The 15,085-nt window shown below is 68.6% G+C and carries 12 protein-coding genes, 1 tRNA gene and 2 riboswitches; of the genes, 4 read left to right on the plus strand and 9 right to left on the minus strand.

What is annotated here, in order from left to right; translation table 11 throughout:
• Nucleotides 1-22 precede the first annotated feature (22 nt).
• A riboswitch (glycine riboswitch) is annotated at nt 23-156 on the minus strand.
• Between the two features lie 33 nt (nt 157-189).
• Nucleotides 190-292, minus strand: a riboswitch (glycine riboswitch).
• A 114-nt stretch (nt 293-406) separates the two neighbouring features.
• The 3 genes from CFB52_RS00795 to CFB52_RS00805 form a co-directional block, all read right to left on the minus strand.
• On the minus strand, nt 407-772 hold the full coding sequence (locus CFB52_RS00795; RefSeq protein WP_027811833.1) for a hypothetical protein: 366 nt from the start codon (nt 770-772) through the stop codon (nt 407-409).
• Nucleotides 773-980: 208 nt separating this feature from the next.
• Nucleotides 981-2,033 (minus strand): oxidoreductase, encoded by a 1,053-nt coding sequence (locus CFB52_RS00800; protein ID WP_059580610.1) that lies wholly within the window; start codon nt 2,031-2,033, stop codon nt 981-983.
• Between the two features lie 339 nt (nt 2,034-2,372).
• Nucleotides 2,373-3,080: an SGNH/GDSL hydrolase family protein gene (locus tag CFB52_RS00805; RefSeq protein ID WP_060008848.1), complete on the minus strand. Its 708-nt coding sequence runs from the start codon at nt 3,078-3,080 to the stop codon at nt 2,373-2,375.
• A gap of 313 nt (nt 3,081-3,393) precedes the next feature.
• Here CFB52_RS00805 and CFB52_RS00810 point away from each other — a divergent pair, with 313 nt between their 5' ends.
• Nucleotides 3,394-5,481 (plus strand): UvrD-helicase domain-containing protein, encoded by a 2,088-nt coding sequence (locus tag CFB52_RS00810; RefSeq protein WP_060008845.1) that lies wholly within the window; start codon nt 3,394-3,396, stop codon nt 5,479-5,481.
• A 111-nt stretch (nt 5,482-5,592) separates the two neighbouring features.
• Here the strand turns inward: CFB52_RS00810 and CFB52_RS00815 are convergent, their stop codons facing one another.
• Nucleotides 5,593-6,480, minus strand: coding sequence for a cytochrome c5 family protein (locus CFB52_RS00815; RefSeq protein WP_059580617.1), 888 nt, complete (start codon nt 6,478-6,480; stop codon nt 5,593-5,595).
• Between the two features lie 251 nt (nt 6,481-6,731).
• Between CFB52_RS00815 and CFB52_RS00820 the strand changes: the two genes are divergently transcribed.
• Nucleotides 6,732-6,807, plus strand: a tRNA-Arg gene (locus CFB52_RS00820).
• A 103-nt stretch (nt 6,808-6,910) separates the two neighbouring features.
• On the opposite strand, the gene CFB52_RS00825 is transcribed toward CFB52_RS00820, so the two are convergent.
• The 3 genes from CFB52_RS00825 to CFB52_RS00835 all read right to left on the minus strand — a co-directional run bounded on the left by CFB52_RS00825 (nt 6,911) and on the right by CFB52_RS00835 (nt 7,950).
• A complete protein-coding gene (locus CFB52_RS00825; protein WP_039351314.1) occupies nt 6,911-7,195 on the minus strand; it encodes a DNA-binding transcriptional regulator in 285 nt (94 codons plus the stop codon).
• Nucleotides 7,188-7,502 (minus strand): hypothetical protein, encoded by a 315-nt coding sequence (locus CFB52_RS00830; protein ID WP_060008842.1) that lies wholly within the window; start codon nt 7,500-7,502, stop codon nt 7,188-7,190. Before CFB52_RS00830 ends, CFB52_RS00825 begins: the two co-directional genes overlap by 8 nt.
• Before the next feature lie 226 nt (nt 7,503-7,728).
• On the minus strand, nt 7,729-7,950 hold the full coding sequence (locus CFB52_RS00835; protein ID WP_099315936.1) for a hypothetical protein: 222 nt from the start codon (nt 7,948-7,950) through the stop codon (nt 7,729-7,731).
• 531 nt (nt 7,951-8,481) lie between these two features.
• Between CFB52_RS00835 and CFB52_RS00845 the strand changes: the two genes are divergently transcribed.
• Both CFB52_RS00845 and CFB52_RS00850 read left to right on the plus strand, forming a co-directional pair.
• Nucleotides 8,482-8,760 carry a helix-turn-helix transcriptional regulator gene (locus CFB52_RS00845; RefSeq protein ID WP_373680904.1) on the plus strand — a complete coding sequence of 93 codons (279 nt, stop codon included), beginning with the start codon at nt 8,482-8,484 and terminating at the stop codon, nt 8,758-8,760.
• A gap of 154 nt (nt 8,761-8,914) precedes the next feature.
• Entirely contained in the window at nt 8,915-10,459 is a 1,545-nt protein-coding gene (locus CFB52_RS00850) for a TIGR04222 domain-containing membrane protein (RefSeq protein WP_060008835.1), read from the plus strand.
• A gap of 70 nt (nt 10,460-10,529) precedes the next feature.
• On the opposite strand, the gene CFB52_RS00855 is transcribed toward CFB52_RS00850, so the two are convergent.
• Both CFB52_RS00855 and rffA read right to left on the minus strand, forming a co-directional pair.
• Nucleotides 10,530-13,898: a glycosyltransferase gene (locus tag CFB52_RS00855; protein ID WP_099315938.1), complete on the minus strand. Its 3,369-nt coding sequence runs from the start codon at nt 13,896-13,898 to the stop codon at nt 10,530-10,532.
• Between the two features lie 2 nt (nt 13,899-13,900).
• On the minus strand, nt 13,901-15,058 hold the full coding sequence (gene rffA, locus CFB52_RS00860; RefSeq protein WP_059580631.1) for a dTDP-4-amino-4,6-dideoxygalactose transaminase: 1,158 nt from the start codon (nt 15,056-15,058) through the stop codon (nt 13,901-13,903).
• Nucleotides 15,059-15,085 lie beyond the last annotated feature (27 nt).

Here is a 15,085-nt window from a genome sequence, read left to right on the forward strand (position 1 = left end):
CGATGGCCTCGAGCGATCCGGTACATGCCCCTCTGTCCTCGATACCTGAGAGATTGCGCTGCGGGCCAAGCCCGGCGAACGCGCGCCCCTTCGGTGGGCAGCTTGCCCGCGCAGCCGATGCGCTGCGGGCTACTGCCGCTCTCCAGAGTGCGGGGAGCGTATGGCCCGCGCAGTGCGCGGACGCGATTCCCCGACGCGGTCGGTCCTTTTGCCTGAGAGTTTGCGGGTGTGCCCCTTCGGCGGCGCAACCGGTGTCGGAACACCCGGTCACACGCTCTCCCGACGCGTGCGGGCGACTGTACGCGAGCGGGTGGGCGTTGTCAATTTGAGCAAAAGAATGTCGCTTCGCGACAAGCGGCGGCAACGGGCGCCGCCGCTTTTCTTCGCTCCGGCAGGCGCCGGCGCGTTATTCGCCGATCGCGCGCGCGGCCGTGTCGAGTTCCTGGTTCAGCACGCGCTGCTCGTCGCCGGACAGGCCGCCGTTGTGCTGGGCCGACATGTCGTTCGCTTCCTGGCGGATCACGTCGAGGCGGTGGTGAAGCTGCGCGCCGTAAGGCGGCGGGTAGTAGCCGCCGTTCACGCGCGCGTCGATGCGGCGATGCAGGTTATCGATCCGGCCCTGGACCTCCTGCATGCGGTCGTTCGCGACGACCTGCGGATTCGGTCGCGGCGGCGGCGGCGCCTGCCGGGCCGGCCGCTGCGGCTGCACGATACACGCCGCGAGCGAGGAAACCAGGACGCAGCATGCCGCTGCGCGAATCAACCGTTGCATCACATTCTCCTGACGGATAGGTGTCGAATCGACTTTTTGAGAAACGCGTCAGACCGGACGACCGCTGACTTTCGTTCCCGCACCATTTGTAACGGAATGTTCCGGCCGTGCCGGTGGGGCGGGCGGCGGCAGACGGCAGCGCCGCCGCCGGCGCGTGGCGGCGTGGCGCGATGGGCGGCCGGGCCGGTGCCGCCCCGGCCGGCGCCCGTCAGACGATGCGGCGCACGAACGGCAGCCGGCGGCCGTCGTGTTCGCTCTGCGCGGCGAGCTCGATGATCGTCATCACGTCGACCGCGTCCTGCGCGGTGACGGGGAAGGGTGCGCCGTCGCGGATCGACGCGGCGAGCGCGCGGTAGAACTCTGCGTACTGGCCGTCGAGCGTCGGCACCGGACGCTCGACCTCGACCTCGCCGTCGAGCACGCGCAGCAGGCCGGGCGGATTGCCGCCGCCGAATTCGACGTCGTCCGCGGTGAGGCCGGCCTTGAGCTGGTCTTCCTGCGTGTCGAGCCCGAATTTCTGATAGCTGCCGCGCGTGCCGTGCAGCGTGAAGCGCGCGGGCTCGATCGCCGACAGCGCGCTCGCATGGAGCGCGACGTCCTTGTCCGGATAGCCGAGCAGCAGGTGCACGAAATCGGGCGCCGTGCCGTTGTCGCGGCGCGTCTTGACGGTGGCGCTCACCGTTTCCGGCGTGCCGAACAGCGCGAGCGCCTGATCGATCAGGTGCGGGCCGAGATCGAGCAGCAGGCCGCCGCCGCGGGCCGGCTCCTCGCGCCAGCGCGTGCGCGGCGTCGGCCGGAAGCGGTCGAAGTGCGATGCGAAGTAGGTGAGGCGGCCGAGCTCGCCCGATTCGACGATGCGGCGCACGGTGAGGAAATCGCCGTCCCAGCGGCGGTTGTGGAACGGCGCGAACAGCCGGCTGCGCGCGTTCGCGAGCCGCGCGAGCGCGAGCGCCTCGTCGGCGGTGAGCGTCACGGGCTTGTCGACGACCACGTGGCGGCCGGCTTCGAGCACCTGGCGCGCGAGCGTGAAGTGGGTGTCGTTCGGCGTGGCGATCACCACGCATTCGATGTCGTCGAGGCCGAGCAGCGCGTCGAGGTCGGGGACGATGCGCGCGCCCGGATACGCGGCGTGCGCGCGATCGGGCTGACCCGTCGCGATCGCCGCGACTTCAGTGCGGCCGCTCGTGGCGATCACGGGCGCGTGAAACGTCGCGCCGGCGAAACCGAAACCCATCAAACCAATCCTGAGCAATGACGACATGGCAATTCCTGGCTGCGAAGGAAACTAAAGGATGGCGCGCCGGAGCGGCGCGAAGACGACCGGCTATTTTGGCATGGCGGCGCCGCTTGCACAGACGTGTCGGGCGAAACGCGCGAGGCAGAGCGACGCTTGCGCAAGGAATGCCGGCATTTTGCGCGGGACGGGGCGCAGTGCGGTACGGCTGACCGGGTCGTGGCTGCCCGCTTCCGCTCCCAGCTCCCAGCTCCCAGCTCCCAGCTCCAGCTCCAGCTCCAGCTCCGGGCTCCGGGCTCCGGGCTCCGGGCTCGGCGCGGCGCGGCTCGGCGCTCCGAGCCGCCAGCGGCCCCAGCGCGTGCCACATCATCCGCCCACCCGTTGGCGCACGGCGGCCGCGACCTGGGCGGCCCACACAGCGCACGCGGATGCGCCGGGATGGAAGCCGTCGGCGGCCATCAGATGGCGTTCGAGCGGCAGGTCGACCCGCAGGAACGTGCAGTGCGGCTGCCCGCCGGCCCAAGCCGCGAGCGCCGCGTTGAGCCGCCGCGCGCGCCGCCCGAGATACCACGCGAGCGGCTGCGGCAGCGCCGGGAAGCGCTCCATCGGCGGCACCGCCGACAGGATCGCGTGCTTCACCTGGAAGCGCGTGCCGAGCAGCCGGACCAGCTCGGTCTGCTGCGCGATCCAGCGTGCGGGCGGCACGCCGCCCGTCACGTCGTTGACGCCGAGCGACGTGACCGCCACGTGGAACGGCTCGGCCGGCTCGATGGCGAGCCAGTCGACCAGCTCCCGCGTGGTCAGGCCGGTGCGCGCGAGCAGTTTCCAGCTCACGCGGTGCGTGGCCGCCAGCGCGTTCGCCAGTTGCCCGGCGAGCGCATCGTGCTGCGTCGCGACGCCGACGCCCGCGGCGGCCGAATCGCCGACCACCAGCACGCGCAGCGGCGGGCCGTCGCCCGCCACGCCGCTGCGCGGGCCGGCCGCCTCGGGCAGCCGCGGCGTGACGCGGCGCACATAGCGCCCCTGCGCGAACAGTAGCGGGCCGAGGGCGGCGGTGGCGAACGGGTATCCCATGAGGTCGATCCGGTGAGGGTTCAAGTGCGTCGAAGCGGCGCGGCGCGAGGTGGCGCCGGAGGAGGGCCTATTGTGTCCGATCACGGCGCCGACAGGGCCCGATTGGCCGAGCGGCCAGCCACGACCACGCCGAACGGACAGGGGGCGCCCGCCCGGCAAGCCCGCGCGCGCCCCGTCCGGCGGCGCGCCCGAAATACACGCCGCCGACGTGTTAACATGCGCGTCCTGCCTGCGTGTCCGCCTGCTTCGCCAGCCTGCCGCGCACGGCATCCTCCCGGCGTTCCGCCGTCAACCCGCAACACCATCCGCCATCATGTCAGCAGGCCTCAATCCCGCTCAGAACGAAGCGGTGCGCTATCTCGACGGTCCCTGTCTCGTGCTCGCCGGCGCGGGCAGCGGCAAGACCCGCGTGATCACGCAGAAGATCGCGCACCTGATCGAGGCGAAAGGCTTCGAGCCGCGCCACATCGCCGCCGTCACGTTCACGAACAAGGCGGCCGCCGAAATGCGCGAGCGCGTGTCGAAGCTGCTGGAAGGCAAGACGCTCACCACGCCGGGCAAGGAAGGCCGCAAGGTGCCCGTCAACCAGCTCACCGTCTGCACGTTCCACTCGCTCGGCGTGCAGATCCTGCGCCAGGAGGCCGAGCACGTCGGCCTGAAGCCGCAGTTCTCGATCATGGATTCGGACGACTGCTTCGGGATGATCCAGGAGCAACTGGGCACGACCGACAAGGGGCTGATCCGCAAGATCCAGAGCATCATCTCGCTGTGGAAGAACGGCCTGATCATGCCCGACGAGGCGATGGCGATCGCGGCCAACGAGGACGAGCATCAGGCCGCGCTGGTCTACCGCAACTACGTGGCGACGCTGCACGCGTACCAGGCGGTCGACTTCGACGACCTGATCCGCCTGCCGGCCGAATTGTTCGCGAAGAACGAGCAGGTGCGCGACCGCTGGCAGAACAAGCTGCGCTACCTGCTGATCGACGAATACCAGGACACCAACGCGTGCCAGTACGAGCTGCTGAAGCTGCTCGCGGGCCCGCGCGCCGCGTTCACGGCGGTCGGCGACGACGATCAGGCGATCTACGGCTGGCGCGGCGCGACGCTGGAGAACCTCGCGCAGCTCGGCAAGGATTTCCCGAAGCTGCACGTGATCAAGCTCGAGCAGAACTACCGGTCGACGGTGCGGATCCTGACCGCCGCGAACAACGTGATCGCGAACAACCCGAAGCTGTTCGAGAAGAAGCTGTGGTCCGAGCACGGAATGGGCGATTCGATCACCGTCACGGCGTGCAACGACGAGGAACACGAGGCCGAATCGGTCGTGTTCCGGCTGTCCGCGCACAAGTTCGAGCGGCGCGCGCAGTTCCGCGACTACGCGATCCTGTACCGCGGCAACTTCCAGGCGCGCATCTTCGAACAGGTGCTGCGGCGCGAGCGCATCCCGTACGTGCTGTCGGGCGGGCAGTCGTTCTTCGACAAGGCCGAGATCAAGGATCTGTGCGCGTACCTGCGCCTGATCGCGAACGCCGACGACGATCCCGCGTTCATCCGTGCCGTCACGACGCCGCGCCGCGGCATCGGCAACACGACGCTCGAGGCGCTCGGCTCGTTCGCGGGGCAGGCGAAGGTGTCGCTGTTCGAGGCCGTGTACATGGGCGGGATCGAGGCGCGGCTGTCGGCGCGCCAGATCGAGCCGCTGCGGATGTTCTGCGACTTCATCCAGCGCCTGACCGAACGCGCGGACAAGGAGCCCGCGACCGTCGTGCTCGACGACATGATGGAGGCGATCCACTACGAGGCGTACCTGTACGACGCGTTCGACGAGCGGCAGGCGCAATCGAAGTGGCAGAACGTGCTCGAATTCCTCGAATGGCTGAAGCGCAAGGGCACCAAGCCGGAGACGGAGGCCGTCGACGGCGAGGCCGACGGCTTCCACAACGCGGACGGGCTCGCCGATACGGGCAAGAACCTGCTCGGCCTGATCCAGACCGTCGCGCTGATGTCGATGCTCGAGGGCAAGGACGAGGACCCGGACGCCGTGCGGCTGTCGACCGTCCATGCGTCGAAGGGGCTCGAGTATCCGCACGTGTTCCTGGTCGGCGTCGAGGAAGGCATCATGCCGCACCGCGGCGGCAGCGAGGACGATGGCCCGATCGACAACGAGCGGATCGAGGAGGAGCGCCGGCTGATGTATGTCGCGATCACGCGCGCGCAGCGCAGCCTGCACCTGAACTGGTGCAAGAAGCGCAAGCGGGCGCGCGAGACGGTCGTGTGCGAACCGTCGCGCTTCATTCCCGAGATGGGGCTCGACGAGGCGCCGCCGCCGACGCCGGAAGAGGCGCCGATGTCGCCGAAGGATCGGCTCGCCAGCCTGAAGGCGTTGCTGCAGAAGTGACGCGGCGGCGCTGCCGCGCGCACGAGGGCGCGGCGAACCGGCAACCCGAAAACGAAACCCCCGCGACGCGCAGGCGCCGCGGGGGTTTTTTACGGATGGCCGGGTGAGGCGTTACTTCGACGCGTTGACCATGTAGTCGACGGCCGCCTTCACGTCGGCATCCGACGCGTTCGACCCGCCCTTCGGCGGCATCGCGCCCTTGCCGTGGAGCGCGTAGTTGTAGACCGTATCCATCGATTCCTTCAGGCGCGGCGCCCAGTCTTCCTTGCTGCCGAACTTCGGCGCGCCGAGCACGCCGGCCGCGTGGCAAGCCTGGCACACCTGCGTATACAGTGCCTTGCCGGCCGATGCGGCGTCGGCGCTGGTCGGCGCGGCCGCGGGCTTTTCGCCGGCCTTCGGGATCGCGGCGATCGCGGCCATGGCCGCGGCGGCCTGCGCGTTCGATGCGTCGGCGCCCGACGCGGGTGCGCCGCTGGCGGGTTGCGCCGCGTTGGCGGCCGGCGCGGCCGGTTCGGGGAAGTTCGCGCCGTCGTTGTTCGCCATGTAGACGATCGCGCGGGCGATTTCATAGTCGCTGACGTCGTCGGGGCTCGTGCCGCCGCGCGGCGGCATCGCGCCCTTGCCCGCGAGGGCCGTCTTCAGCAGCGTGTCGAAGCCTTGCGAGATGCGCGGCGCCCAGTCGTCCTTGTTGCCGAATTTCGGCGCGCCGGCGGCGCCGGTGCCGTGACAGGTCACGCAGACGGCCTTGTAGACTTCCTCGCCGGTCTTGTACGTGCGGGGTGCGTTGGCGTCCTTCACGTCGACCTTCGCGATCGGCGCGATACGGGCGGCGACCTGCTCGTCGGACAGCGCGTCCGTGCCGGCGCCGGAACGGAATGCATGGTTCGCGTAATTGGCGAACAGGACGATCAGGACGATCGGAATCGCGAACGACGCGATGATGACGGCAATCAGCTGCCCGGGGGTTTTGACGGGAGATTCGTGGGGTGCTTCGCTCATGCTTGCCTCGTCTCCGTGAATAGGAATTGTGAGCGCGGTGCAACGGCAAAATGGCAGTCCAATGAAGCACGGACGATTATAGACGGAACGTTTACATCACGGCGAGCGGCGCGATGGCGCGTGTTTACCCGCACGGATCGCGCTCTGACGCCGATTCGTTGGGCAAGGTGGACGCGTCATGGGAAACCGGGTATCCTTGCCGTCTTGCCAATCGTGGACGGCCTGTATATGGGGTCGTTTCACTGTCTCACGCGCCCGTAGCTCAATGGATAGAGTACTGCCCTCCGAAGGCAGGGGTTGCTGGTTCGATCCCAGCCGGGCGCGCCAAGCCTAGTCAGGCTTCCAGCGGTTTCGTTACTTCATCGTTTTTCCCCGGTACAGCGAAAATACAGCTAGCCAGTGGCAGGCTATTGGCCTGCGTACCTTGCGGTCAGGCTGCTTGCAAATCGCGTAGCGCTTCGGGATGAAGCGCCGCGATTCGCAGCAAGGTCTGCGCGGCGCCGGTTGGTTCGCGGCGCCCTTGTTCCCAATCCTGCAGCGTCCGTACCGACACCCCGAGCAGTAAAGCGAAAGCGCTCTGCGACAGGCCTACTTTCGTGCGTGCCAACGATGCTACGGTCGGTTCCACCTTGGTGACGCGTGCGCGTTTTCCCGCCTTCATATCGCTAACCGACTTCAGCAGGTCGGCCTGAAACTGTTCGAGTTCCTTATCCATTTTCGACCTCTTCACGTAGCCGGTTGAGTAAGTCCACCGGCAGATTGTCAAATTTCGCCTTCGTGTAGGCGATCAACAGCCAGATACATCCATCGTCGAGCACGTTGTAATAGATGACTCGGGCTCCACCGCGTTTACCCATGCCGGCGCGCGACCACCGAACTTTGCGCAATCCGCCGCTCCCGGGAATGACGTCCCCGGAGAGCGGGTTGTTGGCCAGCCAGACGATGAAGGCTTCTCGCTCACCGTCGCGCCAGATGTCAGTGGCATACCGCTGGAATACTTCCGTTTCGATGACCGTGTACATGGGCGGATTGTACGGCAATGCCGTATATCGCGCAACGCGAATTCATGTGGATATGGAGTCTGATAGTGCGGGAGAGCAAGATTGCAGAGAGGGGGCGCGCAGTTGTACTCGCTCCACACCTGCCCGCCAAAACGAGTGGTTTTTAAGCACGCCTGCACAGGCCGCGTGGCGCTCGACGGGCGTTCTTATATGCACTTTTATGCTTATGCGCCTTGGTTAGCAGTCTCTACGTTTTCAGCTCGGCCGGCGGGTCGGCCGGATCGTAGTGCTGCGTGTGGTGGCCGCAGGTGCATGAGACACGAACTCCGGCGAGCGCGGGCGCGGACCAGTAATGCGTATCCCAATCACGGACGAAGTCGATGCGGTATTCGGAGAGGTTCAGCCAGCGCGCGCATTGCGGGTTGCGGCACTGCACGAGGCCGGGGAGGCGGAGGGATTTCGCTGGCATGCGTGTTCCTTGAATGAGTGGAGCAGCGATCGTAGCGGGCAATTTTTCACGGGAGCGTAGACGTTTTCCTAGCGCAGCAACTACAGTGAAATTTCAGTTTTGGCCGGCTTGGATAGCCTTGATTGACCTCGGCTAGCCTTGGTTTTGCAGTTTGCGAGCCGCGCAAGGAATTGATTTATAAGGGATCGTGGGGTGTCGATAAAGCTCCGAAGGCAGGGGTTGCTGGTTCGATCCCAGCCGGGCGCGCCAAAACATGCCTGTTCAGGTACTCCGCGGTTGCGCCGCCTCGTCGTTTTCCCGTGTGCAGTAATATCCCGGCCGGTTGGCGGCTTTGGATCGCGTGGCATCCGATCCGGCTCAGTCGTTTATCGATCCGGTTCAAGGTGCGCGAAACCCATCTGAAAACACTGAGTAACAGTGTCGACCGAAACGGCAAATCGCCGCGTCGCGCCATGGGCGGCGATCACCGCATGAGCAAATCACTCCCCCATTCAGTTCATCAATGGGCCGGATGCCACACCGGCCTTCGTCGTGGTTCCGCACGCCGACTATGTCGCGCAGCAGCGGGTCACGCCCGCTCCGGTTCCGCATGAAGTCGTGACGCGCGCCGTGTTCGACGGCAGTTCGCCCGCACGTGCGTGGCGCGAATATCTCGGGCTGACGCGGGCCGAGGTCGCGCAGCGGCTCGGCATCGGTCGCCCGGACTACGCAAAACGCGAGACGCGCGAGACGCGCGAGAAGCTGCGCAAGCCGCTGCGCCGGAAGATCGCGGCAGCGCTGGGCATCACGCTGGCGCAACTCGACTTCTGACGCACGGGGCGGCGAGCGCGCCGCGCATGCCGAGCGCCCCGGGCCGCAGCCGGTGTGCCGATGTCGTGTTGCCTCGCCGTTGTGCGAGAATCGCCCGCAACGACCACTCCAAGCGACGATCGCGGCGGCCGTCCGCGCATCGCGCCGACTTCCGATGGCTGCCATCCTGTCTACCTCGACCGCAGTCGATGCCCGCGCGCTGACCGATGCACAGCAGGCGCTGCTCGCGCGTCTGCACACGTATTCCCCCGACAACCCGACCGCGCCGCTGCCGTACAGCCGGCGCCTTGCCGAAGCCGAGCGCTGGTCGCATGCGCACGCGCTGGCCGTGATCGACGAATACAAGCGCTTCGCGTTCCTCGCGCAGGAAGCCGGCCATCCGGTCACGCCGTCGCATGCCGTCGACGCCGCCTGGCACCTGCACCTGCAATACACGCGCGAATACTGGGACGTGTTCTGCGCCGACGTGCTGCGCGCGCCGCTGCATCACGTGCCGGGCGCGGGCGCGCCCGACGAGGCCGCGCAGTACGCGCGGCACTACCGGCAGACGCTCGACAGCTACCGCAGGCTGTTCGGCTGCGAGCCGCCCGAAGCGATCTGGCCGCGCCCCGTGGCCGAGCCGGCTGTGCCCGCCGATGCCCCGGTGCAGCGCGCAGAACCGCGCGACGACCCGTCGAGCGGGCCGGCCGCGCGCCCGCGACGCTGGCGGCGCTTCGCGAAGTTCGCGTGGCCGACGGCGGCGATCAGCGTCGCGGCGACCTGCGCGAGCGCGAGCGATTTCAATGTGCTGGACTTCTCGGGGCCGGACTTTCTCGGATTGTTCTACGTGCCGCTCTGCATCGCCGCGCTGCTGCTGATCGCCGGCCTGCAGTGGCTCGAATACCGCCATCGTGCATGGGGAACGCGCGCCCCCGAATCGTCGCCCGACCTGAGCGCGGAGGAGGCGGCGTATCTCGCGGGCGGCGGTGCGCGGATGGCGCAGGTCGCGATGCTGTCGCTCGCGCATGCCGGTGCGATCGAACTGCGGATGAGCAAGGTCCACGGCGCGCGGGTGCGGATCGACGATCCGCGACACGCAGGCGCTTATGGCGCCGACTGGGAATGGCTGAGGAGGCAACCCGGTGGCGAGACGAGCTGCCACGCGTTTCATCAGCGTCTCGCGTGGCGCGAAGCCGACTGCGTCGCAGCGTTGCAGCGCAAAGGCTTGCTCTGGGCGCCGGGCGAGATGCGGGCGACGCGGATGGCCGCGCGCGCGATCCTGCTGCTCGTGTTGGGCGCGGGCGCGGCGAAGCTCGCGGTCGGCCTCACCCGGGGCCGACCCGTGCTGCTGCTGATGATTTTCATGACGGCGTTCATCGTCGCGTACCACTGCATGGTCGGACGCCTGCCCGGCTTGGGGCGCGGCGGCATGACGCGCGGCGGCGAGGCGGCGCTCGACGCGCACCGCGACGAACGCCGGGGCGAGCGCGCGACTCCGGACGGGCTCTTGTGGACGGCCGCGCTGTTCGGCGCCGGCGCGCTGGCCGACACCGTGTGGGCCGCGCATTCGAAAGTGCTGATGGCGCCGCCGCCCGTCGCGGTGAAAACCGGCGGGTCGAGCGGTTCGTTCGACTCGGGCGCCGGGGACAGCAGTTCGAGTTCTTGCAGTTCGTCGAGCTCATGCAGCTCGAGCAGTTGCGGCGGCTGTTCGAGCAACTGAGCACAGGGCGCACTGCCGGGGCAGCGCGCCGGGCCGCCAGCATCGGGCAAGCGGCACGGCGCGCGCCGAACTACGCGATCGCGGCATCCGCAGACGTTCGTGCCTGCTCAGCGCGCCCGTCCCCCGCCTCGACGATCAGCGTCCAGTCGAACGCCGGCAGTGCGCAGAGGTGCTCGACGGTGGCCGTGTACTCGTGCAAGGGCGCGTGCAGATAGCGCACCTTGTCGGTCCATTCGGGAAGCGGCGCCTGCGACGTCGTCAGCACGACCGCCAGCAGATCCTGTTCCGGCCGCCTCGCGATTTCCAGCAGGCTCAGCCGGACCTTGTCGAGGTCGCCTTCGGCGTCCAGAATCAGCGCGCCGGCGATCGGCGCATCCGGCCGGCCGGGCGGGTTGCCGACCGCGCCTTTGTCGATGCACTGCTGATACACATGGCGATAGCGCGGCAGCGCCTGCTGCAGCGCGTGATGCTTGCGGACCTTCGCCTGTGCCGTGCGCGCGAGCCCGCGGCGCAGTGCCGGATTCGCGATCAGCCGGTCGAGCGCGTCGACCCAGGCCTGCGGCGCATCCGGGACCAGCAGGCCGTCGCAGCCGTCGTGCAGCGCGAAGCGATAGGCTGGCCGGTCGCTGACGATCGACGCGATGCCGGCCGCCGCGTATTCCTGCCACTGGATCGTGCTCGTGCAGGCGTTGTAGTCATGGTCGGCGAGCGGCAGCAGCGCGATGTCCCAGCGCCGCTCCGGCAGGCGTCGTGCGTGCGCGTCGTAGTCGTGAAGCTCGGGCTCGCACCCGGCGGCCGGGTGGCCGGCCCAGCCCGGCGGGACGTCCGCGCCGACGAAACTCACCCTGACCTTGCCGGGATGGCGTGCGCAGATCGCGTGCAGCGCCGCGTCGACGAGCGCGAAGTTGTCGGCGCGCAGCGACGCACCGGCGATGCCGATCGTCACGCAGTCGTCGTCGCGCGCCGTCACGGGGCGGTAGAACCGGTCGAAGTCCACGCTGTCGGGCAGCACGTGAACGCGCGGATGAGACAGCCGGTAGCGGCTGGCGATGAACGGCGTGGATACGATCACGGCGTCTGCGTTGCGCAGCATGAGCTCGATCCCCGCGCGGGCCATCCCGCCTTGGGCGGCGAGCGGATGCGCGGGCGGCAGGTCGGTCAGCAGGTCGTCGGTCTCGTAGATCACCGGCTTTTCATGCTTGAAGATCGTGTACAGGTCGTTGCCCGTCAGCAGGCCGGGCGTTAGCCGGTGCAGCAGGACGGCGTCGGCCGTGGCCAGCACGCTGCTGTCGATCTGGCCGTCCCGGATGCCCGGAACGAGTTCCCATTCGTCGCTCAGCAGACCGAACGGCAGCGTGAGGCGAATTCGCGACGACGCGCATGCGTCCGGATCGATCGAATACACGATCAGGCGCTTGCGGCGCGGTGCGGCGTCCGCGGTCGCGGCGACGGGCGCCAGCGTGCGGTTCTCCGCCAGCAGCCGCGCGTACAGCGCACCGTGGCGCGCGGCGTTGCGGCCGATGTCGTGCTGCGCGCGGATTGCATCCTGCGCGGCCGCGGCGAGTTGCGAGCGGGTGTGCGGATGCTCGATCAGGTGCGCGATCGCGTCGACCCACGCGTCGGCGGTGTCGGCGACGAGCCAGCCCGTGCGGCCGTGGACAACCGGGCAGCCTTCGGCCGGCGTGGCGACGAGCACCGTGGCCGCGCCGGCCGCCGAACATTCGAGCCATGCGCGCGGCGGCGCATCGTCGCGCAACGTGACCGGCGCCGCGACCAGCGCGATGTCGAGGTCCGCGCGCTTCAGCGCGTCGGCGTAGCTGTCGTAAGGGGCAGGCTCCACGATCAGCGTGACGTCCGGTTCACCGTCCCAGCCGGCCGGCAGCGCCGCGCCGACGAACGACACCCGGAGCTTCCCCGGAAATCGGCGGCGTAGCTCGGCCAGCGCCAGGCGGACCTGCTCGAGACGCTCGCCGTCGAGACCGGTGCCGGAAACCGCGAGGTTCACGTGGTCGCGCACGCCGGGCGCCGCGCGGTGCAGACGCTCGAGATCGACGCCGGTCGGCAGCACGTGGACCGATGCGTTGACGTGACGGTATTCCCGCACCAGCGTTTCCGACGGCACGACGAGCGCATGCGCGCGCTGCACGGCGCTGCGGATGCCCGCCTTGCGGCGCGCGTTGTCGGCCGCGCCGGGGATGTCGGCGAGCAGCGTGTCGAGCGGCGCGTCGATCTCGAGGACGACCGGCTTGCCGAGCGAGAACAGGTGTTCCAGCGTGGCGGCGGACAGCAGGCCCGGCGTGTCGCCCTGCAGCACGATCAGGTCCGCGCGCTGCAGCGCGTCGGGATCGATGCCGGCTGGCGTGACAGGGAACGTCAGTGCCCATTCGCGGTCCAGCCGCGCGAACGGCTGCGCGAAGCGCAGGCTGGCGCGCGCGTGGTCGGCCGGTTCCGCGGTGACGACCGCGATGCACGAGCGCGGCGCGGACGCGGCCTGTTCCCGGGCGGCGGCGCCCGGCGCGACGGCCCGCGCATCGAGCTTGTCCGCGTGGGCCTGGGTTCGCTCGACGAAGTTCTGCAACTGCTGCCAGAACGTCTCCTCTTCCTTCAGGTAGACGCTGCGCGCTTCGTGAACCGTGGCCTTCGCATGGGCGATCTCGTGTTCGTCGAGCCCCCACGCGATGCCCTTGCCGTCCATCACCCACCGGGTCGGCTCCGACAGCGACGCGTCATTCATGATGCACACGACCGGGCAGCCGCACAGCAGCGCTTCGAACACGGCGGTGGACCATTCGTACGTGTACAAGCACTCGACCTGTCGGAACAGCGCCGCGAGTTCGTGCGCCGAACGTTCCGGCACGCGGGTCGAGATTTCGATCGACTCGGCGGTGACCGGATGCAGCGTGCCGCCGCGCCGCAGGTGGCGATTGATGAAGACGGCCGTGCCGTTGCGGCGGGCGTCGTCGACACCGTCGCTGTTGAAGATGCGCGTGTCGACCAGCGGCATGCGCAGCAGGTCCGCGTTCCATTCTTCGGGCACCAGCGACGGCCCGAACGTGAAGATGAGGTCGTCCGGCTGCAGGGCGATCGGTTCGCCGTTGATGCGGCCGGGCTCGGCCAGCAGGTAGCGCACGACGCAGCGCGCGTTGAACGGATTGCCGGTGACGACGTCCGGGTAGACGACGATCGGGCTGCGATTCGCGCGGGCGTGCGCCTGTACGATGTCGTTGGTCAGCGGCGGCGTGCGCAGGTCGGGATGCACGACCGGCGTGCAGACGTACGCTTCGTGGCCGAGCAGGTTCAGCACGTGGCACAGGTAGTGCATCGCGCGGATCCCGCCGGAGGTTTGCCGGAAATTCGGCGCGAGTATGTAGTACGGGTGGTCGAGTCGCGTAAAGATGCGCGAACCGCCGTGCGCCAGGCCAGATTGGGGAATCGTCATCGTTATCGGGTGCGGTAGAAATCGAAGACCACGTCGAGGATGCGATCCTGTTCGGCTTCGGTCATGTCGTGGTACAGCGGCAGCCGGACGAGCCGGTCGGCGACGAGGTCCGTCACCGCCATGCCGGACCCGCAGCGCCCGTAGCGCTGGCCGGCCGGCGAACTGTGCAGCGGCACGTAGTGGAACACGGCGTTCACGCCCACCGCGCGGATCTGCTGCAGCAGCGCGGTGCGTTCGGCGAGGTCGCGTGCGAGGAAATAGAACATGTGGCCGTTGCCGCGCTCGGCGAGCGAAATCGCGGGCAGCTCGATCAGCCCGTCCGCGTGCAGCGGCTGCAGCGCGTCCTGGTAGCGCTGCACGGTCGTGCGCCGCTGCGCGGTGATCACGTCCGCGTGCTCGAACTGCGCGTACAGGAACGCCGCGATCAGCTCGCCCGGCAGGAACGACGAGCCGACGTCGACCCAGGTGTACTTGTCCACCTGCCCGCGGAAGAACTGACTACGGTTGGTGCCCTTCTCGCGGATGATCTCCGCGCGCTCGACGAGGCGCGGGTCGTTGACCAGCAGCGCGCCGCCTTCGCCCGAAATCACGTTCTTGGTCTCGTGGAAGCTGAGGCACGCGAGGTGGCCGAGGCCGCCGAGCGGCTTGCCGTTCCACGTCGACTGCAGCGCCTGAGCGGCGTCCTCGATCACCCACAGGTCATGGTCCGCCGCGAGCTGCCCGATCACGTCCATGTCGCATGCGACGCCCGCGTAGTGCACCGGCACGATCGCGCGCGTGCGCTTGGTGATCGCGGCGGCGATCTGCGTCTCGTCAAGGTTCAGCGTGTCGCGGCGAATGTCGACGAACACCGGCGTCGCGCCGCGCAGCACGAACGCGTTGGCGGTCGACACGAACGTGTAGGACGGCATGATCACTTCGTCGCCGGGCTGCACGTCGGCGAGGATCGCGGCCATCTCGAGCGCGGCCGTGCACGAGTGCGTGAGCAGCGCGCGCTGGCAGCCGATGCGCGCTTCCAGCCAGCGGTGGCAGAGCTTCGTGAACGCCTGGTCGCCGGCGAGGCCGCCCTGCTCGACCGCTTTCGCGATGTAGTAGAGCTCCTTGCCGACCACGAACGGGCGGCCGAACGGAATGCTGTCGAGATTGGGTGGGCCGAACATGGTCAGGCTCCGCGGTAAGGGTGGGAC

This window comes from Burkholderia sp. AU18528 (assembly GCF_002223215.2).
Lineage (GTDB): Bacteria > Pseudomonadota > Gammaproteobacteria > Burkholderiales > Burkholderiaceae > Burkholderia > Burkholderia semiarida.

Bases quoted from the DNA above. Each gene is read 5' to 3' on its own strand.
- CFB52_RS00795 (WP_027811833.1), bottom strand. From the start codon at position 772: ATGCAACGGTTGATTCGCGCAGCGGCATGCTGCGTCCTGGTTTCCTCG.
- CFB52_RS00855 (WP_099315938.1), bottom strand. From the start codon at position 13,898: ATGACGATTCCCCAATCTGGCCTGGCGCACGGCGGTTCGCGCATCTTT.
- CFB52_RS00800 (WP_059580610.1), bottom strand. From the start codon at position 2,033: ATGTCGTCATTGCTCAGGATTGGTTTGATGGGTTTCGGTTTCGCCGGC.
- CFB52_RS00835 (WP_099315936.1), bottom strand. From the start codon at position 7,950: ATGCCAGCGAAATCCCTCCGCCTCCCCGGCCTCGTGCAGTGCCGCAAC.
- CFB52_RS00825 (WP_039351314.1), bottom strand. From the start codon at position 7,195: ATGGATAAGGAACTCGAACAGTTTCAGGCCGACCTGCTGAAGTCGGTT.
- CFB52_RS00815 (WP_059580617.1), bottom strand. From the start codon at position 6,480: ATGAGCGAAGCACCCCACGAATCTCCCGTCAAAACCCCCGGGCAGCTG.
- CFB52_RS00805 (WP_060008848.1), bottom strand. From the start codon at position 3,080: ATGGGATACCCGTTCGCCACCGCCGCCCTCGGCCCGCTACTGTTCGCG.
- CFB52_RS00810 (WP_060008845.1), top strand. From the start codon at position 3,394: ATGTCAGCAGGCCTCAATCCCGCTCAGAACGAAGCGGTGCGCTATCTC.
- CFB52_RS00830 (WP_060008842.1), bottom strand. From the start codon at position 7,502: ATGTACACGGTCATCGAAACGGAAGTATTCCAGCGGTATGCCACTGAC.
- CFB52_RS00850 (WP_060008835.1), top strand. From the start codon at position 8,915: ATGGCTGCCATCCTGTCTACCTCGACCGCAGTCGATGCCCGCGCGCTG.
- rffA (WP_059580631.1), bottom strand. From the start codon at position 15,058: ATGTTCGGCCCACCCAATCTCGACAGCATTCCGTTCGGCCGCCCGTTC.